The following is a 25,023-nucleotide window of genomic DNA, read 5'->3' on the forward strand; positions in this document are numbered from 1 at the left end:
CTCAACCGCCGGCCGCCGGGCCGAGCAGATCGCGCAGCCCGTCCGGTACGTGCAGCGCGGCGACGAGGTCGCCGTCGTGGTCGGCCAGCGCGGCGAGCGTCGCCTCCGCCTGCCGCCGGGCCTGTTCCGGGGTACGCCCGCTGATCCGGGCCACCTCGCCGACGAAGCCCGGCAGGTCCCGGTGGCGTTCGATGCCGTCGACGGGCACCACGTCGTGCAGCTTCACGGGCACCGCCTGGAGCAGCCGCTCCCGCGCCCCCTGGTCCAGCGCCCAGGCCAGGGCGAGCACCGTCGCCTCGGCCGCGACCTTCGCCGTGTCGAAGTCGACACCGGCCCGTCGGCCCACGTCGTCGACCAGTTCCCGGTAGCCGATCCCGGCCGCCGCCGGCGTCGCGCCGGGGCCACGCTCGGACCGGGGCGTCGCGCCGGGGCCACGCTGGGACCGGGGCGTCGCGGCGGAGCCACGCTCGGGGCGGGGCCGGGTGGCGGGCGGCGGGGCGGGACCACCCCGGGTGCTGTCCGGCTTGTGCCGCCCGGCCGGCGGCGGCCCGGCCCGCTTGCTCTGGTCCAGGTGGGTGAGCTGCTTGGAGGCGCTCAGGCTCGCACCGGTCTCGCTGGCCTGGCGGCCGCGCTCCCGGGCCTGACGTGCGAGTGCCCGGCGGCGCTGGTTGTCCCCCTCCATCTGCTTGCGCATGACACACCTCGCTCCTTCTCCGGTCCGCTGTCTCCGTCTCCTGTCTCGGCGGTCGCGTTCCCGGCGCGGTCGGGCCCGAAACGGCCCGGGAGCCCCGCCACGCACCCCCGGGTGTCGCTCACCCGGCCCGGGTGAGGGCACCCGACGCGGTGCCACCCCACGAGCGGCCGGGCTGTCGGCTTTCGCCGGCCGTAGGCTCCGTGTCCCGCCGCTCACCCACCCGCGATCTTGCAGTTGCGGCCCCGAAAAAGCGGCTGAAAACGCCCATCGCGGGGGCCCGAAGTGCAAGATCGGCGCACAGCACAGCACAGCACAGGGCAGCACCGGGCGGGGCAGGGCAGCACCGGGCGGGTCGGCACAGGCCCCGTACTCGTGCCGCCGTGTTCAGGAGCCGGGGCCGCGCAGCGCGTCGATCGTCACCCGGGCGGCCTCGGCGATCAGTGCGTCGTCGGGCTGCGCGTCCTTCGCGTCGCGGCGGGACAGCACGGCGAGCACGATCGGGGCACCCTCGGGCGGCCACAGCACGGCGATGTCGTTGCGGGTGCCGTATCCACCCGCGCCGGTCTTGTCGCCGACCTGCCAGCCGGCGGGCACCCCGGCCCGGATCAGCGTCGCCCCGGTGGTGTTGCGCCGGAGCCAGTCGACCAGCACGCCGCGGTCGGCCGCGGACAGGGCGTCGCCGAGCGCGTACGCCCGCAGGGAGCCGGCCATCGCGCGGGGCGTGCTGGTGTCGCGGAGGTCGCCCGGTGCGGCCTCGTTGAGGCTCGTCTCGGTGCGCACCGGGTTGGTGACGGTGTCGCCGATGCCGCGCAGCGCCCGCCCGAGCCCGGCGGGGCCGCCGAGTTCGGTGAACATCAGGTTCGCGGCGGTGTTGTCGCTGTGGCGCACGGCCGCGTCGGCGACCGCGCGCAGGGTCATCCCGTCCGCGACGTGTCGCTGCGTGACCGGCGAGTGGGACACGAGGTCGGCGGGGTCGTAGCGGACGACGCGGTCCAGCTCCGCCTCCGACGTCGCGGCGAGCAGCGCGCCGGCCGCGAGGGCCTTGATCGTCGAGGCGTACGCGAACCGCTCGTCGGCCCGGTGGGCGAGCGTGCGTCCGGTGCCGGTGTCGACCGCGTAGACGCCCAGCCGCGCGTCGAACCGCCGCTCCAGGGCGGTCAGCTCGGCGGGTGGGGGAACCGCGGACGCGGTGACCCCCGACGCGGTGCCGCTGGAGGCAGCGGTGGCCCCGGACGCGGCGGCACCAGGCGCGGAGGCGGCCCCGGACGTGGCGGCATCGGGCGTGGCCGTGTCCGGGGCCGACGTGCATCCGGCCGCGAGACCCACCACGAGCACCGCCCCCAGGGACACCCTCCAACGGATCCAGATCACGCGACTCCCTCCCCATACCCCGACAACACCGACCCCCCACCCCACCCCGCCTCGGCCCGGTGATCAAGAGAAAAGCGTCAAGGTTGATCTCTGCGATGACGCAAACCTCTTGATCACCGAGGCGAAGCGGCCGGCGGCGGGGCGGGGCGGGCCGGCGGGGCGGGGGTCAGGCTGTGGCGGCGGGGTTTGCGGGGTGGTGGGCGGTGGCGAGCACCTCGGCGAGGCCCGTGCGGTCGAGCAGCTGCTGGAGCTGGTCGCTCGTGCCGGTCAACCGGATCGGCCCGGTGCCGTTGCGGTGGATCACCACGAGCGCGCTCAGGCCGGAGGAGTCGCAGAGGGTGATCGCGCCGAGGTCGATCTCCAGCTCGGTGCAGCCGTCCCGGCGCAACCGGGCGGCGGCTTCCACCAGCTCCGGCGCGGTGTCGTAGTCCAGCTCGCCGGCCAGCCGAAGCCGGGCGCGCCCGGGGGCGGGCCAGCTCACCTCGATGGTCAACAGCGGAGCTGCCATGCCTCCATGTTCCCAGCCTAGGGTGATCGACAAACGCTGGGGGGTCTCAGGCGGACGCCGCCGACCGGCGCGAACCGGGCGCTCCCACGGACTGCTCGCCATCGGGCAGCGGGCGGGCGAGCAGCCCGGTGACGCCGGTCATGTCGAGGATGGTGTCCAGGAACCGGGGCGTCGAGCGCAGCCGGAGGGTGGTGCCGCTCTGCTGCCCCTCCCGCCAGGCGTGCACGATCACCGAGAGCCCGGTGCTGTCGATGAACTGCAGGTCGGCGAAGTCGAGCACGAGCACTGACGGGTGCTCGGCGAGCCGCCGGTCCACCTCGTGGCGCAGCGGCGCGGCGGTGGTGAAGGCGAGATCACCACCGACCCGGATGAGGGGCGCGCCGGGCTCGGTCAGATCGACGGACATGGTCAGCGGCGTCGCCTCGGGTTTCCTCCCCTGGGGTACCACGATCACGCCTTTCCGCAGGGCTGCCGGTCGGGCAGGTTCGTCTCGGATCGTAACAATCCCCGGCGGGTGTCGCCCGTCGAGAACGATTCGGCAGCTCAGGGCAGCGTGGGGTGGCGGTACCGGTGGACCGGCGTAGGGTGGGGTGAGGAGATTGGACCACATACGCCGTTTCCGGTGGCCCGCGGGTGTCGGGCGGGTGTCGAGAGGGAGTGGGGCTCAGCTGGTGACTGCTGCCGACGTCAGGGACTGGGACCCGGGCGACGGACGGATCGCCACGCCGAGTGCTGCCCGGGCCCCGGCGTGGTCCGCCGACGTGCCGGTGCGGCCTCCCGCCGCGCTGCCACCCCTGGCTCCCGACCGGGGCCCGCCCGCGCCCGACTGGGCGGAGGTCGTCGAGCACTTCCGCGAGGGCCTGATCGTCTGCGACGACGCCGGCGTGGTGCGCCAACTGAGCCCGGTCGCCGAGCGGCTGCTGCCCGAGGTGGCCGTCGGCGAGCTGCTCGCCGCGTCCGGGGTGGCGGGCCTGCGGACGTCGCCGGCCGGGGGCGAGTTCGGCCACCGGGGCCGCCGGCTGCGCGTCCGCGAGGTGTCGCTGTCCGCCGGCCGGAGCTGCCACTACGTCGAGGACGTCACCGAGAGCGTCACCCGGGCCGACGCCCTGCTGGCCGAGCGGGCCCGTTCGGCCTTCCTGGCCGTGGTGGGGGAGAAGCTCGGCAACCCGCTGCACCCGGATCGTGCGGCCGCCGCCGTGGTCCGGCTCGCCGTGCCGACCCTCGCCGAGGTGGCCGTGCTGGTGCTCGCCCCCCGGTCGGGCCGGGCGCGCTGGTGGCGGGCCACCCGGGTCGACGACGAGGCCCCGGGCGTGGACAGCGGCGTGCTCAACGCCGTCGACCTGCCGGCGGCCATCGACGAGGGGCTGGCCGGCGCCGAGCCGCACACGCTGGACTGGCTCGTCGAGCAGGCGGTCGAGGCGGGCTGGCTGCCCGGCCTGGACGCCGTCGACGTCAGCGTGCGCGTGGTGCCGCTGCCCGGACGGGACCTGCCGGCGGGTGCCCTGCTCGTCGCCCGGCGCTCGGCCCGCTACTACGACGAGGCCGACGTCGACCTGCTCCGCGCGTTCGCGGCCCGGGCCGGCGCGGCGCTGACCACGGCCGTGCTCTACCGCGACCAGGCCGAGGTCGCCGACACCCTCCAGGCCAGCCTGCTGCCGGTGGAGCCGGCCGAGGTGCCCGGCGTCCAGTGGGGCACGGCCTACCGGCCGGCGCAGGCGGGGCTGCGCATCGGCGGTGACTTCTACGGTTCGCACCGGCTGCCCGACGGCGGCGCGGTGTTCTTCCTCGGCGACGTCGCCGGCAAGGGCGTCGAGGCGGCCGTCTTCACCGGCCAGCTGCGCCAGTGCCTGCAGGCCCTGCACCGGGTGGAGTCGCACCCCGCCCGGCTGCTGGGGCTGCTCAACGACGCGCTGCTGGAGACCACCCTGGCGCACGGGCAGGGCCGCTTCGCCACCATGGTGCTCGGCGTGGTGCGTCCCCGGCGCGACGGCGGCGTCACCCTGACCATGTCCGGCGGCGGCCACCTGCCGCCGCTCGTGCTGCGCTCCTCCGGGGAGGTGGAGACGGTCGGCCTGAGCGGCATGCTGATCGGCGTGGTGCCCGACCCCCGCATCGGGGAGGTGACCGTCGAGCTGGCGCCGGGCGAGACCTGCCTGCTCTACAGCGACGGGGTGACCGAGGCCCGGGGCGGCCGGCGCGGCGACGAGCAGTTCGGCGTCGACCGGCTGCTGCACGCGCTCGGCGGCTGCCACCGGATGCCGGCCCCGGCGCTGGCCGAACGGATCGAGCAGGTGACCTGCGACTGGCTGGCCCACGGCGACCACGACGACATCGCGGTGCTCGCGCTGCGGGCGACCGGGCCGCACAGCCGTCCGGCCCGGCACCTGCACGCGGTGCCGGCGCTGCCCTGACCGCCCGCCCGACCGTTCCACCGCCCGAAGGAGACCACCGCGTGACCGTCCCCGCCGCCGTCGGCTCACCGGCCGACGCCTGCCCCGGCTTCCTGCTGGCGTTGGAGTCCGCCGACGAGTACGCGGCGATCGAGACCGCCCTCGGGCTGGTCGACGCCGGGGTGCCGGCCGAACGGGTGCTGCTGGAGCTGGTGGCCCCCGCGCAGGTCGAGGTGGGCCGGCGGTGGGCCAGCAACGCGTGGAGCATCGCCCAGGAGCATGCGGCCACCCACATCAGCGAGCGGGTGGTGGCGGCCGTCGCGGCCCGGGCCAACCCCCGTGCCACCCGGGGGCGGATCGTGGTGGCGTGCATGGACGGCGAGTGGCACGCGCTGCCGCCCCGGCTGGTCGCCGAGGTGCTGCGGCTGCGCGGCTGGCAGGTCACGTTCCTCGGGGCCAGCGTCCCGGCGGCGCACCTGGTGTCGTACCTGCACCGGCACGACGCGCACGCCGTGGCGCTTGCCTGCGCGCTGCCGATGCGGCTGCCGCACGCGTACCGCATGGTCGAGGCGTGTCGCCGCTCCGACGTGCCGGTGGTGGTCGGCGGGCGCGGCTTCGGCCGGGACGGGCGGTGGGCCCGCCGCCTCGGGGTGGCGTGGGCGCCCGACGCGCCGGGGGCGGCCGACCTGGTGGCCGACGAGCGGGCCCTGCGCCGCGTCCCCCCGGTCGACCTGGCCCACCTCGCCGACGACGAGTACGCGAGCCTCGTGAAGCGGCGGGCTGCGCTGATCGACAGCGCCCTGGGCGATCTGCGCGCGCGGGTGCCGGGCGTGCGGGAGTACGACGCGGTCCAGCTCGACTCGACCGTCAGCGACCTCGGCCACATCGTCGACTTCCTCGCCGCCGCCGTCTTCGTCGACGACGGCACGCTGTTCACCGAGTTCGTCGAGTGGTTGACCGGCATCCTGGTCAGCAGGGGGGTGCCGGCCGTGGCGGTGGCCCTCACCCTCGACCACCTCGCGGGTGAGCTGCGGGACTTCCCGCGCGCCGCGGGCTTCCTGGCCGGTGGGCTGGCGCTGCTCGCCCAGCAGGCGGGCGCGTCGGCGCGGTGACCGTGGCGTGCCGGCCTCCGGCGGCCCCCTGCTTATACTTGCTGCACTGCAAGCATTCGGCTGCGATGGAGCGAGAGGGACCACGTTGACGTTCACCGTCACGTACGCCCAGCGGGACGGCGGTGGGGCGTGCCTGCGACTCGCCGGCGAGCTCGACATGAGCACCGCGCCGGAGCTCACCGCGGTGCTCGACCGGCTCACCGAGCAGGGGGAGCGGCACCTGCTGGTCGACCTCGCCGAGCTGACCTTCTGCGACTCCACCGGCATCGCCGCCTTCGTCCGGGGCGACAACCGGGCCACGGCTCGGGGCGGGTGGCTGCGGGTCACCGGCGCCACCGGCCGGGTGGAGCGGGTGCTGCGGTTGACGGGGCTGGCGGAGGTGCTGGGCTACCCGCCCGACACGGGCCACCCGACAGTGCGGTCCGCTCCGTGATGGGCTAGATTTCCCCGCCAGCAGGCGATCGTGAGGTCGCCGTCCGCGTCGACCCGAGGCAGGTTCCCATGGCTGGAAGCACCCCCGGCCCCGTTCGTATCCTCGTGGTCGACGACGACCCGGGCGACGTCCTGATGATCGAGGAGGCCCTCGCCGACTCCGACGTCGACAAGGTGATCGACGTGGTCAGCGACGGCCAGGAGGCGATGGAGTTCCTGCGTCAGTCCGGCCGGCACACCGAGGCCCGCCGGCCGGACGTGATCCTGCTCGATCTGAACATGCCCCGGATGGACGGGCGGCAGGTGCTCGGCGAGGTCAAGCAGGACGACGACCTGCGGACCATCCCGATCGTGGTGCTCACCACCTCCAACGCCGACACCGACATCGTGGGCAGCTACACGCTCCAGGCCAACGCGTACGTGACCAAGCCGATCGACCTGGACGACTTCAACGACGTGGTGCGCCGCATCGACGAGTTCTTCGGGCGGGTCGTCGTGCTGCCCAAGCGGGTCTGACGCCCGCGCCCCCGGGCTGACGCCCCACCCCGCGCCCCGGCTGACGCCGCCCGGGGCGTCGCCGCTCGGATGCTGAACATTTTTCCCGAACGCCCACGCCGCCCGGCCGCGCCGCCGAGGATTCCAGGTGGGGAAGAAACATCGGCTGCCTGGGGGCGACAGTATGAGGTTCTCCGTCGTGGAGTTCGGCTACGACCGGCGGCAGGTCGACTCCTGCCTCGATCAGTTGGCGGTCCGGTTGAGCCGGCTGGCGGCGCGCGCGGAGGGCGCCGCCGGGGCGGGCCGGGACTGGGACCGGTTCCGGGACGAGGCGGCCCGCCTGTGCGAGCTGGTCGAGCACCGGCCCGAGCTGGCCGCCGGGGCCGACGGCGCGCGGGCGGCGCTGGGCGACGTCGAGCGGGAGGCCGCCGGGATCCTGGCCCAGGCCCGGTTCGAGCTGGACGCGGCCCGCGAGGAGGCCCGGCGTGTCCGCGAGCAGGTGTACGCCGAGGCGCTGAGCGCCCGCCGGGACTTCGAGGCCGCCCTGGCCGCGCGCCGACGCCGGGAGGCCCGGGTGGACGAGATCCTCGCCGGGCCGGCCGTCGCGGTGGACACGCCCACGGCCGCGGCGGGCGTGCCGAGCGGCGGCGTGCCGAGCACCCGGGTCGGCACGGCCGGCGTCACCGTCGAGCCGCCGGGCGACTGGGGCAGCCGGGTCGCCTGAGCCGGCTCAGGTCAGCGCCGCCACGACCGTGGTGGCCCGCTCCTCGTGCTGCGCGTACGCGTCGGGGAACGCCGAGATCTGCACGGCCTGGGCCGCGGCGGTCACGCTCATCTCCTCCCAGCCGGGCACCTCCAGCAGCGCCTCGTAGAAGACGCGGGCCGCGTACGCGGGGCGCATCAGGTCCCGGACGGTGCCCCAGCCGCTGCTGGGCCGCTGCTGGAACAGCCCGACCGAGTCGTGGTCGGAGCCGCTGCCCTGGTGCGGGTAGTTGGCGGACTCGGGGAGCACGTCGCTGGCCAGGTTGTGCAGGTTGCTCTCCTGCATGGCGGTGGCCACCGCGACGACGAGTCCCCGCCGGGGCAGCTTCATGTCCCGGCCCACGTCGACGATGGTCTTCGCGTTGTCCATCTGGAGCTGGCTGAGCCCGGCGACGGGGCGGGGGCGCGCCGGCTTGGCGGGCTTCGGCTTCGGCTTCGGCTTGCGGGTGGCGCTGGGGCTGGGCTTCGCCGTCGGGCTGGGCGAGATGGTGACCGGGACCGCCGGGGAGCGGTCGAGGGAGCGGGAGGCGCGCTGCTCGGCCTCGGCGGCGGCCGCGGCCCGATCGACGAGGGCCCCCTGGACCGGCTCCGCGGGGCCGTCGGCCTGGCGGGTGCCGGCGAACGCGGCGACGCCGAGGCAGCAGCTCACCCCCGTGACCAGGGCCGCGCGCACCCGGGTGGACGTCAGCAGCGCGCGCCGGGGCGGGTCGGGACGCCGGTGCCGGCCCACCGCCCGTTCGGCGGAGGCGGCCTCGGCCGGTCGGCCATCCGCTCGGTCGTGGGCCTGCTTCGGTTCGGCGGGTTCGTAGGGACGCACCCGCCGAGGCTAGATAGTCCGCAGCGCCCTGCCACCGGGGTGGTTGGTGGCATGCGTCACAATTTGCGGGTTTCCCCCCGGACGAGCCGCCCGAGAAGGATGGCAACCCGGTCCAAGCTCGCCAATGCCTCGTTTACGGTATGACCGATTCGCCGTTCGGAAAGGCGTCGAGTCGGCGGGCGTGCCACGCGCTCGCGCGGCGACGCCGGGGTCGGGCGTTCGGCCGACGGCCCGGTGCCCGACCGGACGGGCCGGCCCGGGGCCGACCGACGCCGGTCCCGGCGGTGGCGGAGAAGGTCAGCCGCGCCCGTTCTCCGCCGGCGTGACCGTCAACCGGTGCCGGCTGTTGTCACCGCTGGAGAACGGCCACAACCGGTCGGCGTGCGCGACCAGCTCGGCGAGCTGCTGACGGCTCAGCCCGGCGGAGGAGATCGAGGCGTGCACGTCGGCGCGGTAGCGGCCGTCGTCGTCGCGACCCAGCCGCGCCTCCGCGCGCACCTGCACCGTGTGCGCCTCGTCGGTGATCTGCCCGGCCGCCTCCACCGCGGCGTGGTGCAGGCAGGACGCGAACGCCGCCGCCAGCAGCTGTTCCGGCGTCAGCCCCGTGCAGTGCGGCGCCAGCGGGGACGCCAGCGCGGTGGACAACCCGCCGTCGTCGGTGCGGACGTGACCACCCTCGGCGGTGGCGGTGGCCTCGTGCAGCCAGGAACTCGGATCCGGCATCGCGTCTCCCCTCAGTCACCCGCCCGGCTACCCGACGCGCGCCCGGCGAAACCGGGGCTTCCGCCCACCGTCGCCGCCTGGGTCGCCTCGGCCGCCGCCTCCCGGGTCCACGGGGACACCCCGGCGCCGCCGCGCTGCCTCGGCGGGGCCGTGGCGAGCATCGGCACGTACACCCGGGCGTCGACGGCCTCGGCCAGCAGCAGCGCCGCCATCAGGCTGCTCGGCCGCCGCGTCGGGTCGTCGGCCATCAGCTGCCGGCACAGCCCGGCCACCTCCGCCGGCAGGCCGTCGATCGGCGGCAGCGGCTCGGCCGGACGCCGGCGGCGCGCCCCCAGCAGCTCGGTGGTGCTGTCGGCCGGGTACGGCAGCCGCCCGGCGAGGCAGTAGTAGAGCAGCACCCCGAGGGCGTACATGTCGGCCGCCGGGGTCGCCGGCTGCCGGTCGAGCTGCTCGGGGGCCAGGTACGCGGGGGTGCCCACCACGATGCCGGCCGGCGCCTCGTCCGGCACCCCGGCCGGGGTGGCGATGCCGAAGTCCAGCACCTTCACCCCGCACGGGGTGAGGATCACGTTGGCCGGCTTCACGTCCCGGTGGACGATCCCGTGCGCGTGCGCGGCGGCCAGCGCCGCGGCGATCTCGGCGCAGACGCGTACCGCGATGCGCCAGTCCAGCGGCCCGGCGCGCAGGTGCGCCGCGAGGGTCTCCCCCTCGGCCAGCTCCATCACGATGTACGGCACCGGCCGGCCCGGCAGGGTCGAGGACGTGCCGAAATCGTGCACGCTGGCCACGTTCGGGTGCACCAGCCGGGCCGCCGAGCGGGCCTCGGCCCGGATCCGCTCCACCGGGACGTCCTCGCGCCCGGGGGAGATGAGCTTCACCGCGACCGGCCGGTCCAGCACGGTGTCGTGGGCCCGCCACACCTCGGACATCCCGCCGACGCCGATGCGCTGTTCGAGCTGGTACCGCCCGTCCAGCGTCCTCATCGACCGCTCCTCGTCGCTCGCGCCCCGACGCCGCCCGTCGCCGGCGGCGCTGCCTGCCCCGATACCCGGCCCCCGAGCTGGGCAAACCGCCGGGGGTGTCGCCCCGGATCCCCGGCGGGACGGTCCCGCCCGCCGCCGACCGCTCAGCCGGGGGCCGCCGCCACCGCACGGCCGGGCGTCGGGTACGCGACGCCGTCGCCGATCCGCGCGGCGAGCCAGTCCGGGCCGTGCGGGCCGTGGGCCAGCGCCCCTACGGCGAGCATCGCGGCGCGGACCGCGTCCGGGGCGACCACCGTGACCGACGCCCACGGCGAGACCGGCGCCGCGCCCGTGCGCGGATCCAGCACCCCGCCGTCGACCCGCACGTCGGCGGTGGCCAGCCCGCCAGCGGTGAGCGCGACGACCCGGTCGCCGGCGGCGACCGGCCAGCCGCCCGGCGGGGCGGGACCGGCGACGGCGACCCGGTTCCCGACGCCGACCAGCACCCCCGCCCCGGTGCGGGCCGCGATCCGCTGCGCGCAGCGCCGGGCGAGCTGGGCGGTCGCCGTGGCGGCCAGGCCCAGCGGCAGGGTCGGCGGCAGGGCCAGCAGGTCTCCGGCGAGCGTCACCGCCCGCCAGTTCGCCACCGGGACCGGGCCGGCCGCCGCGCCGCCGCAGACCGGCAGCAGCCCCGGCGTCCGCCGACGGCGCAGCCGGGCCGCCTCGACGGTGGGGTCCACCGCCCCGTCGCTGGCCTCGGCCGCGCCGAGCGCGACGCCGACGAGGTCCCGCAGCAGCGGGCCGACCGGCACCGGCCGGCCGGCGGCCCGCAGCGCCCGGGCCAGCGTGGCGTCGCCGCGACGCAGACCGGCCAGCAGCAGCGTCAGCTCCCGGCGGGCCGCCGGCAGCACGTGCCGGTCGGTCACCGCCACCCGCACCGGCCGGCCCCGGTGCGTCCAGCGGCTCTCCCAGGTGTGGCCCGGCTCCCTGTCCATGCCGGGCAGCCTGCCGGGCCCGGCTGGACCGGGCTTGGGGCGCGGCTGTGCCCGGGCTGTGCGGCGGCGGGCCGGATCGGGCCCCGCCCGACTCCCACAGCTGGTACACAGGATCTGCTGGGGTGGGGCACAGCGGGCGTGCCCACGATGGGGGGCATGGTCATGGAGGGGCAGGCCGCGCAGGGCCGCATCGAGCTGCGCCGACCGGACGGCGAGCCCGTCCGGGTGCTGGTGGTCGACGACGAGCCCACGCTCACCGACCTGCTCTCGATGGCCCTGCGCTACGAGGGCTGGCAGGTCCGCACCGCCGGCAACGGGATGGCGGCGCTGAGCACCGCCCGCCAGTTCCAGCCGGACGCGGTGGTGCTCGACGTGATGCTGCCCGACCTCGACGGCTTCCAGGTGCTGCGCCGGCTGCGCGAGCACACCCCGACCGTGCCGGTGCTCTTCCTCACCGCCCGCGACGCGGTCGAGGAGCGCATCGCCGGGCTCACCGTCGGCGGCGACGACTACGTGACCAAGCCGTTCAGCCTGGAGGAGGTGATCGCCCGCCTGCGGGCGCTGCTGCGCCGCTCGGGCTTCGCGATCGCCACCCGGGAGGACGCCGTGCTGACCGTCGGCGACCTCAGCCTCGACGAGGACAGCCACGAGGTGCGCCGCGGCGACCAGTTGATCACCCTCACCGCCACCGAGTTCGAGCTGCTGCGCTACCTCATGCGCAACCCCCGCCGGGTGTTGAGCAAGGCGCAGATCCTCGACCACGTCTGGAACTACGACTTCGGCGGGCAGGCCAACGTCGTCGAGCTCTACATCTCGTACCTGCGGAAGAAGATCGACGCCGGGCGGGCGCCGATGATCCACACGCTGCGCGGCGCGGGGTATGTCCTCAAACCCGCCGACTGACCGGGCGCGCCGGTGGCTGGCCGGCTGGTCCCTGCGCACCCGGCTGGTGGTGACCGTGGTGGCGCTGCTCGCCTTCGTCAGCGTCGGCATCGGCGCGCTGACCACGGTGGCGCTGCACCACTTCCTGATCGCCCAGGTCGACGACCAGCTCACCTTCGACCAGCGCCGCCGCCCCGGTGACCGGCCGCCGTGGTTCACCAACCCGCCCCCGTCGTCGCAGCGTCCCGTCGACCTGCCGCCCGGCTTCCCGGCCGGCTCGATCGCGGCCCGGGTCGTCGACGGCCGCGTCCAGTCGGCGACCACCCGCACCGCGGCCGACGCGACCGAACAGCTCGCCGCCGACGCGGCCGCCCCGCTGGCCGGGCTCACGCCCGACGGCCGTCCCCGCACCATCGACCTCGGCGAACGGGGCGACTACCGGGCCGTGGCCCGGCAGTACGTCGACGGCCAGACGCTGATCTTCGCCCTGCCGCTGGAGGGCGTCGAGGAGACGGTCTGGTGGATGGTGCTGGCCCAGGCCGGCGTCGCCACCGCCGGCCTGCTCGTCGCCGGCAGCCTCGGCGCGCTCATCGTCCAGGCCACCCTGCGCCCGCTGCGCCGGGTCGCCGCCACCGCCACCCGCGTCACCGAGCTGCCGCTGGACCGCGGCGAGGTGGCCCTGTCGGTGCGGGTGCCGGCCGCCGACACCGACCCGCGCACCGAGGTCGGCCAGGTCGGCGGCGCCCTCAACCGGATGCTCGGGCACGTCGCCGCCGCGCTCGCCGCCCGGCAGGCCAGCGAGACGCGGGTACGCCAGTTCGTCGCCGACGCCAGCCACGAGCTGCGCACCCCCCTCGCCGCCATCCGGGGGTACGCCGAGGTCGCCCGCCGGGGTCGCGACCGCGTCCCGCCGGACGTGGCGCACGCGCTGCGCCGGGTCGAGTCGGAGAGCACCCGGATGACCAGCCTCGTCGACGACCTGCTGCTGCTGGCCCGGCTCGACTCCGGCCGGCCCCTCGCCGTCGAGCCGGTGGACCTGACCGCCCTCGTCGTCGACGCGGTCAGCGACGCCCACGTCGCCGGCCCCGAGCACCACTGGCAGCTCGACCTGCCCGAGGCGGAGCTGGTGGTGCCGGGCGACGCCGCCCGGCTGCACCAGGTGGTGGCGAACCTGCTGGCCAATGCCCGGGTGCACACCCCGCCCGGCACGACCGTCACCGCCCGGCTCGCCGCCCAGCCCGACGGGGTGGTGCTCACCGTCACCGACGACGGCCCCGGCATCCCGCCCGACCTGCAGGGCGAGGTCTTCGAACGCTTCGCCCGGGGCGACAGCTCCCGCTCGCGCGCCCACGGCAGCACCGGCCTCGGCCTGGCCATCGTGGCGGCCGTGGTGGACGCCCACCACGGCCGGGTCGAGGTCTCCAGCCGCCCTGGTCGCACGGCGTTCACCGTCGTGTTGCCGGCGTTCACGGACCCCACAGCCACCGCATAGGCCGCCCACGGCCCGTCGCCAGTGGGGTCGCGCAGAGTGGCGGCATGGACAAGACAGAGAGCCTGCTGACCCTGCCCCCGCCGGCGTCGACCGGCCCCACGCCGACGGACGCCACGGCCGCCGCAGGCCCGCCCGCGCGTGGGCGGCGGGACCCGGCCTGGGTACGCCCGGCGCTGGCGGCCCTGCTGCTGGCCACCGCGCTGCTCTACCTGTGGGGGCTGGGCGCGTCCGGCTGGGCCAACTCGTTCTACTCGGCCGCCGCCCAGGCCGGCTCGCAGAGCTGGAAGGCGTTCTTCTACGGCTCGTCGGACGCGGCGAACGCGATCACCGTCGACAAGACGCCGGCGTCGCTGTGGCTGATGGCGCTGTCGGTGCGCGTCTTCGGCCTGAACAGCTGGGCGATCCTCGTCCCGCAGGCCCTGCTCGGCGTCGCCTCCGTCGGCGTGCTGTTCGCCACCGTCCGCCGCTGGTACGGCCCGGCGGCCGGCCTGATCGCCGGCGCGGTCCTCGCCGTCACCCCGGTGGCGACGCTGATGTTCCGGTTCAACAACCCCGACGCCCTGCTCGTGCTGCTGCTGATCGGCGCCGCGTACGCCACCGTCCGGGCGGTGGAGACCGCCGGCACCCGGTGGATCGTCCTCGCGGGAGCGCTGGTCGGCTTCGGCTTCCTCACCAAGATGCTCCAGGCGTTCCTGGTGATCCCGGTCTTCGCGGGCGTCTACCTGCTGGCCGCGCCCACCGGCTTCTGGCGGCGGGTACGGCAGGTGCTGGCCGCCGGCCTCGGCGTCGTGGTGGCCGCCGGCTGGTGGGTGGCGATCGTCGAGCTGGTGCCGGCCAGCGCCCGCCCGTACATCGGCGGCTCGCAGGGCAACAGCATCCTGGAGCTGACCCTCGGCTACAACGGGCTGGGCCGGATCACCGGCGCGGAGGAGGGCAGCGTCGGCGGTCGCGGGCCGGCGTCCGGGCAGACCGGGCTCGGGCGGCTGTTCGACACCGAGAACGGCGGGCAGATCTCCTGGCTGCTGCCGGCCGCGCTGATCCTGCTGGTCGCCGGCCTGCTGCTGGCCGGGCGGGCGGCGCGTACCGACCGCAGGCGGGCCGGGCTGCTGCTGTGGGGCGGCTGGCTCCTGGTCACCGGCGTCATCTTCAGCTTCATGTCCGGGATCTTCCACGCGTACTACTCGGTGGCGCTGGCCCCGGCCGTCGGCGCCCTCGTCGGCATCGGCGTCACCCTGCTGTGGCAGCGCCGGACGACGGGCGTGCCCCGCTGGCAGGCGCTGGCGGCGACCGTCACCCTGGCCGTCACCCTCGCCGTCACCGCCTGGTGGTCGTGGCGGCTGCTCGGCCGCAGCCCCGACTGGTACCCCTGGCTGCGCACGGCCGTGCTGGCCGGCGGCCTGGCCGCGGCGGTGCTGCTGGTCGTCGCCGACCGGCTGGCCCGACGGGCCGTCCCGGTGCTCGTGGCGCTGGGCGCGACGGCGGCGCTCGCCGGCCCGGTGGCGTACTCGATCCAGACCGCCGCGACCCCGCACACCGGGTCGATCCCCAGCGCCGGCCCCGCCGTGCAGGGCGGCTCCGGCCCGGGCCGGGGCGGCTTCCCCGGCGGCGGCCGGATGCGTGACGGTGGCCAGAACGCGCCGGGCGGCCAGAACCGTACCGACGGCCAGTTCGCCTTCCCCGGCGGTGCCCAGGCACCGGGCGGCCAGGTTCCCGGCGCCCCCGGCGGCGGTCAGGCCCAGGGCGGCGGTCAGGCCCAGGGCGGCGGCCAACTGCCCGGCGGGGGCGGCCAGGGCCGTGGCCCGGCCGGCGGCGGCATGGGCGGCCTGCTGGACTCCCGGGAGCCCAGCGCCGAGCTGCGCAGCCTGCTGGAGGCCAACGCCGTCGACTACACCTGGGTGGCGGCCACCATCGGCTCCCAGAACGCCTCCGGCTACCAGCTCGCCACGGGCGAACCGGTCATGTCGATCGGCGGGTTCAACGGCAGCGACCCGTCCCCGACGCTCGCGCAGTTCCAGCGGTACGTGGCCGAGGGCAAGATCCACTACTTCGTCGGCGGCAGCGGGTTCCGCGCCAACGGTGGCAGCTCCGCCTCGCAGGAGATCGCTGCCTGGGTCGCCGAGGCCTTCGAGGCGAAGACCGTCGACGGCGTCACCGTCTACGACCTGACCAGCGGACAGGAGGGCTGAGCCGATGACCGCATCCACCGAGCCGCGCCCCACCGTGGACGCCCGCGTCGCCGCCCCGCCCGCGGTGCTCGACGTGGTGATCCCCGTCTACAACGAGGAGACCGACCTCGGGCCCTGCGTGCGGCGGCTGCACGCGCACCTCACCGCGCACTTCCCGTACCCGTTCCGGATCACCGTCGCCGACAACGCCAGCACCGACGGCACCCTGGCCGTGGCCGGCGGCCTCGCCGTCGAGCTGCCGCAGGTCACGGTGCGGCACCTGGACGCCAAGGGCCGGGGGCGGGCGCTGCGGGCGGCCTGGTCGGCGTCGGACGCGCCGGTGCTGGCGTACATGGACGTGGACCTGTCCACCGACCTGGCCGCGCTGCTGCCACTGGTCGCGCCGCTCATCTCCGGCCACTCCGACCTGGCGATCGGCACCCGGCTGGCCCGCACCTCCCGGGTCGTGCGGGGCACGAAGCGGGAGGTCATCTCGCGCGGCTACAACCTGCTGCTGCGCGGCACCCTCGCGGTGAGCTTCTCCGACGCCCAGTGCGGGTTCAAGGCGATCCGCGCGGACGTGGCCGCCGGGCTGCTGCCGCTCGTGCGCGACACCGGGTGGTTCTTCGACACCGAGCTGCTGGTGCTGGCCCAGCGGGCCGGGCTGCGCATCCACGAGGTGCCGGTCGACTGGGTGGACGACCCGGACAGCCGGGTGGACATCGTCGCCACCGCCCTGGCCGACCTGCGGGGCATCTGGCGGCTGGGTCGGGCCCTGCTGACCGGGTCGCTGCCCCTGGCGGAGCTGCGCGCGCAACTCGGCCGGGCCCCGCTGGCCCCGCCGCCGGCCCGGGTGCCGGTCGGGCTGCCGCGCCAGCTCGCCCGGTTCGCCGCGGTGGGTGTGGCGAGCACGCTGGCGTACCTCGTGCTCTTCGTCGCCACCCGGGGAGCGCTCGGCCCCCAGTGGGCGAACCTGACGGCGTTGCTGGTGACGGCCGTGGCGAACACGGCGGCGAACCGGCGGCTGACCTTCGGCATCAGCGGCGGCCGGCACGCCGGCCGCCACCACCTGCAGGGCCTGCTGGCGTTCGGCCTGGGCCTGGCGCTGACCAGCGGCTCCCTGGCGGCCCTGCACGCCGTCGCGGCGGCACCACCCCGCGCGGTCGAGCTCACGGTGCTGGTGGCGGCCAACCTGGCCGCCACGGCCCTGCGCTTCGTCCTGCTGCGCGCCGCGATGCACCACCGCCGATCGCCGGCCGCCGTCGCCGGGCACCGGGACCAGCCCGCGCCGGTGAGCGAGGCGGCCACGCCGCCGGCTCATGACGCTGGGTAATCTCCGATCGACTGGCTCCACTCCCGGCGAACCTCTTTGCTCTGCACCCGCATGCGCAACGGTGCACGTTGCGTAACCGGCGGCGACGCGTCCCGCCCGACCTGATCCGATGAAGGTCAAGCTCAGCCGCATGTTGCGGATGTGGGTGCAGAGCAAAGGAGGCGCGAGACGTGGGACGAGGTCCGGAGGTCGTGACTGAGCGCAATGTCGGACCCGGACGCTGCGGAGCGTGACCGAATGCTGGCGGCGCAGGCGAGACTGGGCGGCGTGAAAGCGGGAGCGGCGGGAGCGGAAGGCGGTGCGGGTGGCAATGCGGCGGCAGCGTGGGATGCTGGGCCGGATGTACCAGGAACGGCCGGCGGCGCTGCCCGGAGCGGTGCTGTGGACCGCCACCAGCGACGGCACCCCGAGCCGGGTGCTGCCCGACGGCTGCCTCGACCTGCTCTGGTCCAGCCGCTCCGGGCTGCTGGTCGCCGGCCCCGACCGCACGGCGCACCTGAGCGTCTCCGCGTCGGGGGAGCGGTGGCTGGGGCTGCGCCTGCCGCCCGGCGTCGGCCCGGCGGTCTTCGGCGTCCCCGCCGACGAGCTGCGCGACGCCCGGGTCCCGCTGGAGGCGCTGTGGGGCCGGGCGGCCCGCGAGGCCGCCGAGCGGCTGGGCGGACCGCCCACCGGCGCCGGGCTGGCGGCGCTCGCGGCCGACCGGCTCGCCGCGGCCGGCGGCCCCGACCCGCTCGGCGCGCGCGTCGCCGGGCTGCTCGCCGCGGGGCGGCCGGTCGCCGGGGCCGCGGCCGAGGTCGGCCTGACCCCCCGGGCGCTGCACCGACGCTGCCGGGCCCTGTTCGGGTACGGCCCGAAGACCCTCGCCCGCATCCTGCGGATGCGCCGGGCGCTCGCCCTGGCCAGGGCCGGGACGCCGCTGGCAGAGGTGGCCGCCGCCAGCGGCTACGCCGACCAGGCGCACCTGAGCCGGGACGTGCGCGACCTGGCCGGCGTCGCGCCCGCCGCCCTGCTGCGCGGCTGAACCGCCCCGGTCAGCCGGCCGGCAGCGGGGCGAACAGGTCCACCCCGTTGCCCTCGGGGTCGTGCAGGACGGCGTACCGCTGGCCCCAGACCGCGTCCCACGGCGGCAGGTGGCCGTGGAACCCGGCCCCGGTCAGCTCGGCCCAGCGGCGGTCCACCTCCGCCGGGTCCGCGCACCGGAACGCCAGGCTCATCCGGGGCGAGCCGGTCGGCGGCGTCCAGCCCGGGTCGAAGGAACGGATCGTCTCCACCGTGTCCCAGGCCAGCCGCAGCCCGTTGTCCAACGTGAGCTCCACGTGCGGTTCGGCCTCCGCGCCGGCCGGGATGTCCAGCCCGAGGCGGCGGTAGAAGTCGAGGGTGCGGGCCATGTCGGCGACCGTCGTGCCGACGAGATCGAACTGAGGTGTCATACCGCCGACCGTACGGCCGGGGTGGCCGGGCGTCTTGAACGGAACGGACACCGCGCCGATCGGGCGGGCCGGAGTGGCCGGTGTTGCCTCGACGGGACGGAGCGTCGCGTACGGTGGCAATGAGACAAGTCCGGCTTTTGGGCACGAATACCCCAGAGTGGCGGGTGCCCGGGTCGGCTCCGAGACGGCGAGGGGAAGGAGCGGCCGTGATGCACCTGGCCTACCTGGATGCGGGATCCGGCAGCCTGATCGTGCAGGCGGTGGTCGGCGGGGTGGCCGGAGCGGCGGTGGCCGCGAAGCTGTACTGGCGCCGGCTGACGGCCCGGTACCGCCGCCAGCGCACCGACCGTTCCTGAGCGGGGGCACACCGGCGATGACCATCCCGCACACCGACGTCCGGACCGATCCGGGCTCGTTCCGCGACCCGGCCAACCGGGTCTTCTACGCCGACGGGGAGGTGCTGCGCGGCCTCGACGCCCGGGCGGCGCGCGACTGGCGGGCCCTGTCCACCAGCGACTTCTTCCCGCCGCTGCTCGCGGCCGGCAAGGTCTGCGGCACCGAGGCCGTCGAACCGGCCCGGTTCGCCGCCGTGGCCGGCGCGCAGTGGGCGGCGGTGCTGCGCCACGAACGCATCCCGTTCGTCTCCCACCCGTACGAGTGGTCGTTCGGCATGCTGCGCGACGCCGCCCTGCTGCACCTGGAGATCCTGCGCGCCGCGCTGACCGCCGGCTTCACCACCAAGGACGGCTCGGCCTACAACCTGCAGTGGCGCGGCGTCGAGCCGGTCTTCATCGACGTCGGCTCGTTCGAGCCGGCCCGCGACGGCGAGCCCTGGGCCGGCTACCGGCAGTTCTGCCAGACCATGCTCTACCCGCTGCTGCTCACCGCGCACCTCGGCGTGGACTTCCAGCCCTGGCTGCGGGCCCAGGTCGACGGCATCCCACCGGAGCAGATGCGCCGGCTGTTCACCGGCGTCCGGCGGCTGCTGCCCGGCGTGCCCACCCACGTGCACCTGCACTCGGCGATGCAGCAGCGCAACGCCGACGCGGCCAGCGGCGAGGTACGCGAGCAGTTGCGCGGTGCCGGCTTCTCCCGGGAGCTGGCGTTGGCCGCCGTCCGCCGGATCGAGCGGCTGGTCCGGCGGCTGCGCCCCCGCCACGTGCGCAGCCACTGGGCCGACTACCAGCGCACGTGCAGCTACTCCGCCGCCGACCGCGCCGCCAAGGAGCGCTTCGTCGAGCTGGCGCTGACCGCCGCGGGACCGCCCGGCCTGGTGCTCGACCTCGGCGCCAACGACGGCCGGTACGCCCGCCTCGCCGCCCGGTACGCCGGCTACGTCGTCGCCGTCGAGCAGGACCCGGCCGTGGTCGACGAGGTGTACGCGGCGCTGCGCGCCGACGAGCAGCGGCGGGTGCTGCCGCTGGTGATGGACCTGGCCGATCCGTCGCCCGGCGGCGGCTGGCGCGGTGTCGAGCGGGCCGCGTTCGCCACCCGAGGACGGGCCGACCTGGTGCTGGCCCTCGCCGTCGTGCACCACCTGGCGATCGGGCGCAACGTGCCGCTGCCGCAGGTCGTCGACCAGCTCGCCGACGCCTGCCTCCCCGGGGGTCGGCTGGTGGTCGAGTTCGTCCACCCCGAGGACCCGATGGCCCGGCGGCTGCTGGCCAACAAGCCTGCCGGTCTCTTCCCCGACTACCGGCCCGACGAGTTCGCCCGGCTGCTCGCCGCCCGGTGCCGCGTCGAGCGGCGGGTCGAGCTGCCCGGCGGCACCCGGACGCTCTACCAGGCGGTGGTGGGTGGCTGACGCGGCCCTCGCGCCCGTACCGCCGGCCGCCGCGCCGCCCGCCGCCGCGGCGACCCCGGACCGCCCCGGAAGGCCGGCCGGCTGGCGGGCCGAGCTGCGCCGGCTGCTGGAGGTGACGGCCCTGGTCGGGCTGGTGGTCACCCAGCCGATGCTGGACGTGCTGGGCCGCAGCCCCGACTTCTTCCTGTTCCACCGGGCCACCCGGGGCGAGATCCTGGCCCTCGTCGCGCTGATCGCCGTCGCGCCCACGGTGGCGCTGGCGCTGCTCGGGGCGGCGAGCCGGCTGGCGGGGCGGTCCGCCCGCTCGGCCGTGCACACGGTGCTCGTCGGCCTGCTGCTGGCCGCCCTCGCCGTGCAGGTGGGCCGGCACGTCACGCCGCTGCGGGGCGTACCGCTGCTGGTGGTCGCCGTGCTGGCCGGCGCGGCCGGGGCGGCGGCGCACCGGCGGTGGCGCGGGCCGGGCCTGGCGCTGCGGGTGGCCGCGGCCGGGCCGGCGGCCTTCGTGGCGCTGTTCCTGTTCGCTTCGCCGGCCTCGGCGGTGGTGCTGCCGCGTGGCGGCGCCGGCGCGGCCGGGGTGGCCGCCCCGGGCGGGCACCCGCCGGTGGTCATGCTGATCCTCGACGAGCTGCCCCTGGTCTCCCTGCTCGGCCCCGACGGGCGGATCGACGCCGCCCGCTACCCGCACTTCGCCGAGCTGGCCGGCGGCTCCACCTGGTACCGCAACGCCACCGGGGTCAGCGGCTGGACGCCGTACGCGCTGCCGGCCATGCTCACCGGCCGCTACCCGGCGAAGCCGGTCGCCCCGCACTACTCGCAGTACCCGGACAACCTGTTCACCGCCCTCGGCGGCCTGTACGACATCCGGGCCGAGGAGAGCATCACCCGGCTCTGCCCGCCCAGCCGGTGCGACCAGCCGGTCAGCCCCCGGCAGGGGCTCGGCACCCTGGTCCGGGAGAGCGGGAAGCTGCTGCGCCAGGTCACCGCCCCGGTCGACAGCCACGTCGACCCGGAGGAGTCCTACCGCGAGCAGACCGCCGCCGAGGCGGGCCTGGACGCCGCCGAGCCCGTCCCCGCCGACCCGAAGTTCCGCTGGGACCGGCTGAACGCCAACCAGCCGGCCCGGTTCGCCAGCTTCCTGGCCGGGCTGCGCCCCAGCGACCGGCCCACCCTGCACTTCCTGCACCTGCTGATGCCGCACGCGCCGTGGCAGTTCCTGCCCTCGGGGGCCCGCTACGCCGCCCCGGAGGACCTGCCCAACGACGGCGCGGGCTGGGTCGACCTGGCCCGGCGGCGGCACCTGGCCCAACTGGAGTACACCGACCGGCTGATCGGCGAGACGCTGCGTACGCTGCGCGCCACCGGCCTGTACGACCGGGCCCTGGTGATGGTCACCGCCGACCACGGGGTCAGCTTCGACAACGGCGCCCAGGGGCGGGGGATGGACGCGATCCGCGCGGCGGCCGGGCAGGTGGCGTGGGTGCCGATGTTCGTCAAGGAGCCCGGGCAGCGCGCCGGCCGGGTCGACGACCGCAACTGGGAGCACGTCGACCTGCTGCCCACCGTCGCCGACTACGCGCACGTGCGGATCCCCTGGCAGGTCGAGGGGCGCTCGGCCCGGCAGGCCCCGCGCGAGCGCGCCGACAAGCGCTTCTACGACCAGCCGGCGGAGCCGGTCACGATCTCCGGCGGGGTGCCCGCGCCGCCGCCGCTGCCGAAGCCGCACCCGCTGGTCGGCACGACCGTGGGCCAGCGGCCGGCCGGCGGGTCGGCGCGGGTCGCCGACCTCGCCGCCTTCCGCGCCGTGGACCCGGACACCGGCGAGCTGCCGGCCCTGGTCTGGGGCACGGTGCCGGCTTCGGTACGCGACGGCACGCTGCTCGCCGTCGCCGTCAACGGGCGGATCGGGGCGGTCGTCCCGGTGGTGCCGCCGGATGTCGGCGGTCGCCGGTTCGCGGCCTTCCTCACCGACGACCGGTTGTTCCGCGCCGGGGACAACCGCGTGGACCTGTACCAGATCGGCCCGGGCGGCGAGCTGCGTCACCTGAGTATTTCCTGAGAGTTTCGTTCCCGCTGCCCACCGGGCCCCCGGTCACGCTTCGTGCGTGATCGGGGGCCTTTTGTCACATTGGCCCCGTTCGAGGTCGGTCCCCGGCCCCCGGGTTTCCGCGCCCACCTCCCGGGAATCGGGTGACGCATACCTCACCTGCGGAACCACGACGGGCGGTGTCCCCGCAACCGTGTTTACGGTAAAAGCGAAGGCAATTTCAACGTAGATCTGCCGGCGAAGCGAGGAACACATGACGGAAGTCAAGCTCGATCACCCCGGTGGGCAGCTGTCGATGCCGGTGCAGTCGGCGGTCGAGGGCCCCGCCGGCATCGGCGTGAGCAAGCTCCTCAAGGAAACCGGGATGACAACGTACGATCCCGGTTTCGTGAACACCGCGGCCTGCTCCTCCGCGATCACCTACATCGACGGCGACGCGGGCATCCTGCGGTACCGGGGCTACCCGATCGAGCAGCTGGCCGAGAAGTCCTCCTTCCTGGAGGTCTCGTACCTGCTCATCTACGGTGAGCTGCCCGGCCAGCAGCAGCTCGACGAGTTCAGCGAGCGGATCCGGCGGCACTCGCTGCTGCACGAGGAGATGCGTCGCTTCTTCGACGGCTTCCCGCGCGACGCGCACCCGATGGCCGTGCTCTCCTCGGCCGTCAGCGCCATCTCGACCTTCTACCAGGACAGCCTGGACCCGTTCGACTCCGACCACGTCGAGATGTCCACGGTCCGGCTGATGGCGAAGGTCCCCACCATCGCCTCGTACGCGTACAAGAAGTCGATCGGGCAGCCGCTGCTGTACCCGGACAACTCCCTGGGTTACGTGGAGAACTTCCTGCGGATGACGTTCGGCGTGCCGGCGGAGCCGTATGAGGTCGACCCGGTCATGGCCAAGGTGCTGGACATGCTGTTCATCCTGCACGCCGACCACGAGCAGAACTGCTCCACGTCGACCGTGCGGCTGGTCGGCTCCAGCAACGCCAACCTCTTCGCCTCGGTCTCGGCCGGGGTGAACGCCCTGTTCGGCCCGCTGCACGGCGGCGCCAACCAGGCCGTGCTGGAGATGCTGGAGAAGATCCAGCTCGACGGCGGCGACGTGCAGTCCTTCGTCCGCAAGGTCAAGGACAAGCAGGACGGCGTCAAGCTGATGGGCTTCGGCCACCGGGTCTACAAGAACTACGACCCCCGGGCCGCGATCGTGAAGAAGGCCGCGCAGGACGTCCTCGGCCGGATGGCCAAGCCGGACCCGCTGCTGGACATCGCGATGCAGCTGGAGGAGATCGCCCTCGCGGACGACTTCTTCGTCTCCCGCCGGCTCTACCCGAACGTGGACTTCTACACCGGCCTGATCTACAAGGCCATGGGCTTCCCGACGAAGATGTTCACCGTGCTGTTCGCCCTCGGCCGGCTTCCCGGCTGGATCGCCCAGTACCGCGAGATGCTCGGCGACGCGGAGACCAAGATCGGCCGCCCGCGGCAGATCTACATCGGCTCCCCGGAGCGCGCGTACGAGCGGCCCGCCGACCGCTGACGCTGCCTGTGCGCTGTTAAGAAGGGCCCCCTGCTATGCAGATTGCGTTAACAGGGGGCCCTTCCTTGCGCCTCAGCGCAGGCCTGCGGCGGCCAGCAGGTTGCCCTCGGCGACCCGCAGCGGGGCACCGCCCCCGCTCATCCGCCGCTCGGCGCGCTCGGCGGTGAACGCCGGGGCCTTGGCGATCGCCGAGGCGTACGCGTCGGCCGTGCGGCGCGCGATGGCGGCCCAGCCGTACCGCTCGTGGACCATCCTGCGGGCCCGGCGGGCCAGCGCCCGGGCGCGCTCGGTGTCGGACAGCAGGGCGTGCACCGCCTCGGTCAGCCCCGCCGGGTCCTGCGGGGCGAACGTCATCCCGGTCACGCCCGGCTCGACGATCTCGGCCAGGCCGCCCGTCGAGGCGACCGCGAGGGGCGCGCCGGCCGCCGCCCCCTCCAGGGCGACCATGCCGAACGGCTCGTAGATGCTCGGCACCGCGAAGCAGTCCGAGGCGGCCATCACCGCGGGCAGGTCGGTGCCGCCGAGGAAGCCCGGCATGCTGACCGTGCCGCCGAGGCCGAGCCGGTGCACCTCGGCCTCCAGCGCCGGCTTGTACGGCCCGTCGCCGACGATCACGGCGCGCAGCCCCGGGTGCCGCTCCCGCAGCCGGGGCAGCCCGGCCAGCAGGTGCTGCACGCCCTTCTCGTAGACCAGCCGGCCGGCGAAGGTGACCAGCGGGCCGTCCCCGGCGAACCGGGCCCGTGCCGAGGCGACCGCCGACGTCGGCACCTTCCAGCGGTGCGGCTCCACCCCGTTGGGCACCACGTCGACCCGGGCGGCCGGCACGTCGAACAGCGCGCCGACCTCATCGCGCATGTACGCCGAGCAGACGATCACTCGGTTGGACTCGCCGCTGAGCCACTGCTCGACGCCGTGGATGGTGCGGTTCATCTCCTGCGGCAGCCAGCCCTGGTGCCGGCCCGCTTCCGTCGCGTGGATCGTGCTGACCAGCGGGATGTCGAGGTGGTCCCGCAGGGTCATCGCGGTGTGCGCGACGAGCCAGTCGTGGGCGTGGATGACGTCGTAGGAGCCGGAT

General features: G+C 75.5%; 23 protein-coding genes and 1 pseudogene. 14 read left to right on the top strand and 10 right to left on the bottom strand.

Features of this window, described 5'->3' with window-relative positions:
• Positions 1 to 4: 4 nt before the first annotated feature.
• From ACVMYR_RS31875 to ACVMYR_RS31890, 4 genes and pseudogenes are all read right to left on the bottom strand, one after another.
• A pseudogene (locus ACVMYR_RS31875) lies at positions 5 to 694 on the bottom strand (DUF2267 domain-containing protein); the annotation flags it as partial.
• 384 nt (positions 695 to 1,078) lie between these two features.
• Positions 1,079 to 2,023, bottom strand: a complete 945-nt coding sequence (gene bla / locus ACVMYR_RS31880) for a class A beta-lactamase (RefSeq protein ID WP_457123575.1) — start codon at positions 2,021 to 2,023, stop codon at positions 1,079 to 1,081.
• Between the two features lie 208 nt (positions 2,024 to 2,231).
• A complete protein-coding gene (locus tag ACVMYR_RS31885) occupies positions 2,232 to 2,573 on the bottom strand; it encodes an STAS domain-containing protein (RefSeq protein ID WP_228987033.1) in 342 nt (113 codons plus the stop codon).
• Positions 2,574 to 2,619: 46 nt separating this feature from the next.
• Positions 2,620 to 3,027, bottom strand: a complete 408-nt coding sequence (locus ACVMYR_RS31890) for an STAS domain-containing protein (protein WP_256092118.1) — start codon at positions 3,025 to 3,027, stop codon at positions 2,620 to 2,622.
• A 217-nt stretch (positions 3,028 to 3,244) separates the two neighbouring features.
• Between ACVMYR_RS31890 and ACVMYR_RS31895 the strand changes: the two genes are divergently transcribed.
• The 5 genes from ACVMYR_RS31895 to ACVMYR_RS31915 all read left to right on the top strand — a co-directional run bounded on the left by ACVMYR_RS31895 (position 3,245) and on the right by ACVMYR_RS31915 (position 7,726).
• Complete coding sequence (locus ACVMYR_RS31895) at positions 3,245 to 4,984, top strand: SpoIIE family protein phosphatase (protein WP_457123567.1); 1,740 nt, start codon at positions 3,245 to 3,247, stop codon at positions 4,982 to 4,984.
• A gap of 41 nt (positions 4,985 to 5,025) precedes the next feature.
• Positions 5,026 to 6,075 (top strand): cobalamin B12-binding domain-containing protein, encoded by a 1,050-nt coding sequence (locus tag ACVMYR_RS31900; protein WP_457123568.1) that lies wholly within the window; start codon positions 5,026 to 5,028, stop codon positions 6,073 to 6,075.
• Between the two features lie 85 nt (positions 6,076 to 6,160).
• Entirely contained in the window at positions 6,161 to 6,508 is a 348-nt protein-coding gene (locus ACVMYR_RS31905) for an STAS domain-containing protein (protein WP_077939893.1), read from the top strand.
• Between the two features lie 68 nt (positions 6,509 to 6,576).
• On the top strand, positions 6,577 to 7,023 hold the full coding sequence (locus ACVMYR_RS31910; RefSeq protein WP_043968664.1) for a response regulator: 447 nt from the start codon (positions 6,577 to 6,579) through the stop codon (positions 7,021 to 7,023).
• Positions 7,024 to 7,186: 163 nt separating this feature from the next.
• Positions 7,187 to 7,726, top strand: coding sequence for an ATPase (locus ACVMYR_RS31915; RefSeq protein ID WP_396788503.1), 540 nt, complete (start codon positions 7,187 to 7,189; stop codon positions 7,724 to 7,726).
• Between the two features lie 6 nt (positions 7,727 to 7,732).
• Here the strand turns inward: ACVMYR_RS31915 and ACVMYR_RS31920 are convergent, their stop codons facing one another.
• From ACVMYR_RS31920 to ACVMYR_RS31935, 4 genes are all read right to left on the bottom strand, one after another.
• Positions 7,733 to 8,581, bottom strand: a complete 849-nt coding sequence (locus tag ACVMYR_RS31920; protein WP_457123569.1) for a hypothetical protein — start codon at positions 8,579 to 8,581, stop codon at positions 7,733 to 7,735.
• A 297-nt stretch (positions 8,582 to 8,878) separates the two neighbouring features.
• Positions 8,879 to 9,304 carry an OsmC family protein gene (locus ACVMYR_RS31925; protein ID WP_077939895.1) on the bottom strand — a complete coding sequence of 142 codons (426 nt, stop codon included), beginning with the start codon at positions 9,302 to 9,304 and terminating at the stop codon, positions 8,879 to 8,881.
• Positions 9,305 to 9,315: 11 nt separating this feature from the next.
• Positions 9,316 to 10,287, bottom strand: a complete 972-nt coding sequence (locus tag ACVMYR_RS31930; RefSeq protein ID WP_077939896.1) for a serine/threonine-protein kinase — start codon at positions 10,285 to 10,287, stop codon at positions 9,316 to 9,318.
• A 143-nt stretch (positions 10,288 to 10,430) separates the two neighbouring features.
• Positions 10,431 to 11,261, bottom strand: a complete 831-nt coding sequence (locus tag ACVMYR_RS31935; protein ID WP_457123570.1) for an FAD:protein FMN transferase — start codon at positions 11,259 to 11,261, stop codon at positions 10,431 to 10,433.
• 162 nt (positions 11,262 to 11,423) lie between these two features.
• Between ACVMYR_RS31935 and ACVMYR_RS31940 the strand changes: the two genes are divergently transcribed.
• From ACVMYR_RS31940 to ACVMYR_RS31960, 5 genes are all read left to right on the top strand, one after another.
• Positions 11,424 to 12,164, top strand: a complete 741-nt coding sequence (locus ACVMYR_RS31940) for a response regulator transcription factor (protein WP_091284281.1) — start codon at positions 11,424 to 11,426, stop codon at positions 12,162 to 12,164.
• Entirely contained in the window at positions 12,142 to 13,635 is a 1,494-nt protein-coding gene (locus ACVMYR_RS31945; protein ID WP_396788499.1) for a sensor histidine kinase, read from the top strand. The genes ACVMYR_RS31940 and ACVMYR_RS31945 overlap by 23 nt, the downstream gene beginning before the upstream one ends.
• 44 nt (positions 13,636 to 13,679) lie before the next feature.
• Complete coding sequence (locus ACVMYR_RS31950) at positions 13,680 to 15,821, top strand: ArnT family glycosyltransferase (RefSeq protein WP_457123571.1); 2,142 nt, start codon at positions 13,680 to 13,682, stop codon at positions 15,819 to 15,821.
• 4 nt (positions 15,822 to 15,825) lie between these two features.
• A complete protein-coding gene (locus tag ACVMYR_RS31955; RefSeq protein ID WP_457123572.1) occupies positions 15,826 to 17,133 on the top strand; it encodes a glycosyltransferase in 1,308 nt (435 codons plus the stop codon).
• Between the two features lie 340 nt (positions 17,134 to 17,473).
• Positions 17,474 to 18,154 (top strand): helix-turn-helix domain-containing protein, encoded by a 681-nt coding sequence (locus ACVMYR_RS31960; protein WP_396788643.1) that lies wholly within the window; start codon positions 17,474 to 17,476, stop codon positions 18,152 to 18,154.
• Between the two features lie 10 nt (positions 18,155 to 18,164).
• Here the strand turns inward: ACVMYR_RS31960 and ACVMYR_RS31965 are convergent, their stop codons facing one another.
• Positions 18,165 to 18,563 (bottom strand): VOC family protein, encoded by a 399-nt coding sequence (locus tag ACVMYR_RS31965; RefSeq protein ID WP_077939901.1) that lies wholly within the window; start codon positions 18,561 to 18,563, stop codon positions 18,165 to 18,167.
• A gap of 206 nt (positions 18,564 to 18,769) precedes the next feature.
• Here ACVMYR_RS31965 and ACVMYR_RS31970 point away from each other — a divergent pair, with 206 nt between their 5' ends.
• From ACVMYR_RS31970 to ACVMYR_RS31985, 4 genes are all read left to right on the top strand, one after another.
• Positions 18,770 to 18,919, top strand: a complete 150-nt coding sequence (locus ACVMYR_RS31970; protein WP_165949904.1) for a hypothetical protein — start codon at positions 18,770 to 18,772, stop codon at positions 18,917 to 18,919.
• A gap of 17 nt (positions 18,920 to 18,936) precedes the next feature.
• A complete protein-coding gene (locus ACVMYR_RS31975) occupies positions 18,937 to 20,367 on the top strand; it encodes a class I SAM-dependent methyltransferase (RefSeq protein WP_396788496.1) in 1,431 nt (476 codons plus the stop codon).
• Entirely contained in the window at positions 20,360 to 22,423 is a 2,064-nt protein-coding gene (locus tag ACVMYR_RS31980; protein WP_457123573.1) for a sulfatase-like hydrolase/transferase, read from the top strand. The genes ACVMYR_RS31975 and ACVMYR_RS31980 overlap by 8 nt, the downstream gene beginning before the upstream one ends.
• A 241-nt stretch (positions 22,424 to 22,664) precedes the next feature.
• Entirely contained in the window at positions 22,665 to 23,948 is a 1,284-nt protein-coding gene (locus tag ACVMYR_RS31985) for a citrate synthase (RefSeq protein ID WP_077939903.1), read from the top strand.
• A 72-nt stretch (positions 23,949 to 24,020) separates the two neighbouring features.
• Here the strand turns inward: ACVMYR_RS31985 and ACVMYR_RS31990 are convergent.
• Positions 24,021 to 25,023, bottom strand: a 1,003-nt coding sequence (locus ACVMYR_RS31990; RefSeq protein WP_457123574.1) for a glycosyltransferase family 4 protein, incomplete at its 5' end; no start/stop codon positions are given.

It is taken from the genome of Micromonospora sp. PTRAS2, assembly GCF_054052245.1.

Coding starts and splice junctions, on each gene's coding strand:
- ACVMYR_RS31885 (WP_228987033.1), bottom strand. CDS start 2,573: ATGGCAGCTCCGCTGTTGACCATCGAGGTGAGCTGGCCCGCCCCCGGG.
- ACVMYR_RS31910 (WP_043968664.1), top strand. CDS start 6,577: ATGGCTGGAAGCACCCCCGGCCCCGTTCGTATCCTCGTGGTCGACGAC.
- ACVMYR_RS31915 (WP_396788503.1), top strand. CDS start 7,187: ATGAGGTTCTCCGTCGTGGAGTTCGGCTACGACCGGCGGCAGGTCGAC.
- ACVMYR_RS31925 (WP_077939895.1), bottom strand. CDS start 9,304: ATGCCGGATCCGAGTTCCTGGCTGCACGAGGCCACCGCCACCGCCGAG.
- ACVMYR_RS31930 (WP_077939896.1), bottom strand. CDS start 10,287: ATGAGGACGCTGGACGGGCGGTACCAGCTCGAACAGCGCATCGGCGTC.
- ACVMYR_RS31935 (WP_457123570.1), bottom strand. CDS start 11,261: ATGGACAGGGAGCCGGGCCACACCTGGGAGAGCCGCTGGACGCACCGG.
- ACVMYR_RS31940 (WP_091284281.1), top strand. CDS start 11,424: ATGGAGGGGCAGGCCGCGCAGGGCCGCATCGAGCTGCGCCGACCGGAC.
- ACVMYR_RS31945 (WP_396788499.1), top strand. CDS start 12,142: ATGTCCTCAAACCCGCCGACTGACCGGGCGCGCCGGTGGCTGGCCGGC.
- ACVMYR_RS31950 (WP_457123571.1), top strand. CDS start 13,680: ATGGACAAGACAGAGAGCCTGCTGACCCTGCCCCCGCCGGCGTCGACC.
- ACVMYR_RS31955 (WP_457123572.1), top strand. CDS start 15,826: ATGACCGCATCCACCGAGCCGCGCCCCACCGTGGACGCCCGCGTCGCC.
- ACVMYR_RS31960 (WP_396788643.1), top strand. CDS start 17,474: ATGTACCAGGAACGGCCGGCGGCGCTGCCCGGAGCGGTGCTGTGGACC.
- ACVMYR_RS31965 (WP_077939901.1), bottom strand. CDS start 18,563: ATGACACCTCAGTTCGATCTCGTCGGCACGACGGTCGCCGACATGGCC.
- ACVMYR_RS31975 (WP_396788496.1), top strand. CDS start 18,937: ATGACCATCCCGCACACCGACGTCCGGACCGATCCGGGCTCGTTCCGC.
- ACVMYR_RS31985 (WP_077939903.1), top strand. CDS start 22,665: ATGACGGAAGTCAAGCTCGATCACCCCGGTGGGCAGCTGTCGATGCCG.